The following is a 1,958-nucleotide window of genomic DNA, read 5'->3' on the forward strand; positions in this document are numbered from 1 at the left end:
CATCTTTCGATGAGGATTTGCGCCTCCCTCAACGAGTAGAAGACCTCGCCATTCAGCAGCTCATCCCGGAATCGCGCATTGAAGCTCTCGCAATAGCCGTTCTCCCAAGGTGACCCCGGCTCGATGTAGGCAGTCTTCGCGCCCACCAGCTCGATCCAGTCGCGCACCTTCTGCGCGATGAACTCCGGGCCGTAGCACGTCGGGAAGAAGCGCTGTTTATAGGTTATGGCCACGCGCGCAGCCCCCAAATAGCGCAGCGTGTGGCCATAACCTGGTCTCAGGTCTCAACAGTGGTTTTGCACAACCACACCGCTGAGGAGACCGGCTATGACCGCCATCCATTCTACCGCTGCGACCTTGCTGGTCGCCATCGACATTTCCAAGCACCGGCACGAGGTCCTGATCGCCATCCCGGGCAAGAAGCGCCGTCGGCGAATGACGATCATGAACACGTTGGAAGACTTCCAGCGCTTGTCCGCGAGTCTGGCCAGTTACGAGCTGCCAGTGCGGATCGGGTTCGAGGCGACCGGCAACTATCATCGGCCGCTGGCGCATCATCTCGGACAGGCCGGTTTCGACCTTAAGCTCATTTCTTCCGTCGGCCTCGCCCGAACCCGCGAGGCCCTGCACAACAGTTGGGATAAGAACGACCCGAAGGATGCCCAGGTCATCCTGCACATGCTGGAGATCGGCGCCGTGCAGTTCTTCCACGACCCGCTGGTCGTCGGGACCGCCGATATTCAGGAGTTGTCGAAGACGCACGAGATCGTCTCTCGTTCGAAGACCGAGCTGTGGCACCGGATCCTAACGCATTACCTGCCGCTCTACTTCCCCGAAGCCGAGCGGTTTTACCGAAGCTCACGAACCGATTGGTTCCTGGCCTTCCTCGAGAGGTATCCGACACCGACGATGATCACGGCCATGAGCCAGGAAGCCTTCATCGCAGACGCTTGGCAGGTGGTGGGCAGGAAGGTCGCCAAAGATCGCCTGCTTTCAGATATTTACGCTACGGCGGTCAACTCTGTTGGATTGCCCGTGGAACCGGATTCCGACGCCGTTCGCATGTTCCGCCTGGTCCTTTCCGAAGGTAGAAGCCTCGTCCGCCAGCGCAACGAGATCGAGGCCCGGGCGGTCGCGCTGCTCTCCGATCTGCCGGATTATCAGCTACTGACAACCATCCCCGGCATTGGTCCGATCAATGCCATGACCATCCTGGCCGAGGCCGGTGACCTACGCCGATTTCGGCATCATCGGCAGTTCCTGAAGTTCTGCGGCATGGATCTTGCCACCGTGCAGTCCGGCATGTTCCGTGGTCAGAGCCGCATCTCGAAGTACGGCAATGCCCGGCTCCGGCGCACGCTCTGGATCGCAGGACAGACAGCCGTGCTAAAGCGGACCAACAGCTTCCGGGACAAGTTCGAACGCTACATCTCGAAGGACCGACACAACGCCCATCTGCGTCGCAAGGCCTACACCGCAATCGCGGCCAAGATGGCGCGCACCGTACACGCCGTTGTCAATCACGGCGAACCCTATCGCCCCTTCTTCGAGGGGGTGAGCCCAGGCGGAAGGACCTCTCTCTGACTGAGCCGTGGAGGCAGGCTACCTGACCTCGTAGATAATGTTCGGGCCTTTTGCTTAGGATTTGGGATCTCGTATTAAGGACGGTGAGGGCCGCCAGCGCGCGTACCCTGTGTTTGCTATGGATGAGATCATTTCTTGACGGCAGAGCCCGTCTGGGCAACCTTATCAGGGTATCCGGACAGCCGGATGCCACACGACCTGCTGACCTAAGCAGCTAGATTTTCCTGACATAGGACGTTGTCGGACCGGATGAACCGCGGCGGGCCGTGCTGGATGAACAGGTCCGTCAGGGCGTCCACAACATCGGTGGAGTTCAGCCGTCTGTCGACACGGATCATTAACGCCTCCCGCGTATATTCATCGAGGATGTTGAG

Annotated in this window: 1 protein-coding gene and 2 pseudogenes; 1 reads left to right on the forward strand and 2 read right to left on the reverse strand. The window is 59.7% G+C overall.

Features of this window, described 5'->3' with window-relative positions:
- Window positions 1-191: pseudogene (locus tag G0A00_RS26205) on the reverse strand (transposase); the annotation flags it as partial.
- Window positions 192-327: 136 nt separating this feature from the next.
- Here G0A00_RS26205 and G0A00_RS26210 point away from each other — a divergent pair.
- Window positions 328-1,584: an IS110 family transposase gene (locus G0A00_RS26210; RefSeq protein ID WP_164185606.1), complete on the forward strand. Its 1,257-nt coding sequence runs from the start codon at window positions 328-330 to the stop codon at window positions 1,582-1,584.
- Window positions 1,585-1,820: 236 nt separating this feature from the next.
- Here the strand turns inward: G0A00_RS26210 and G0A00_RS26215 are convergent.
- Window positions 1,821-1,958, reverse strand: a pseudogene (locus G0A00_RS26215) (IS3 family transposase); the annotation flags it as partial.

The organism is Salipiger sp. PrR002 (assembly GCF_010500775.1).
Lineage (GTDB): Bacteria > Pseudomonadota > Alphaproteobacteria > Rhodobacterales > Rhodobacteraceae > Salipiger.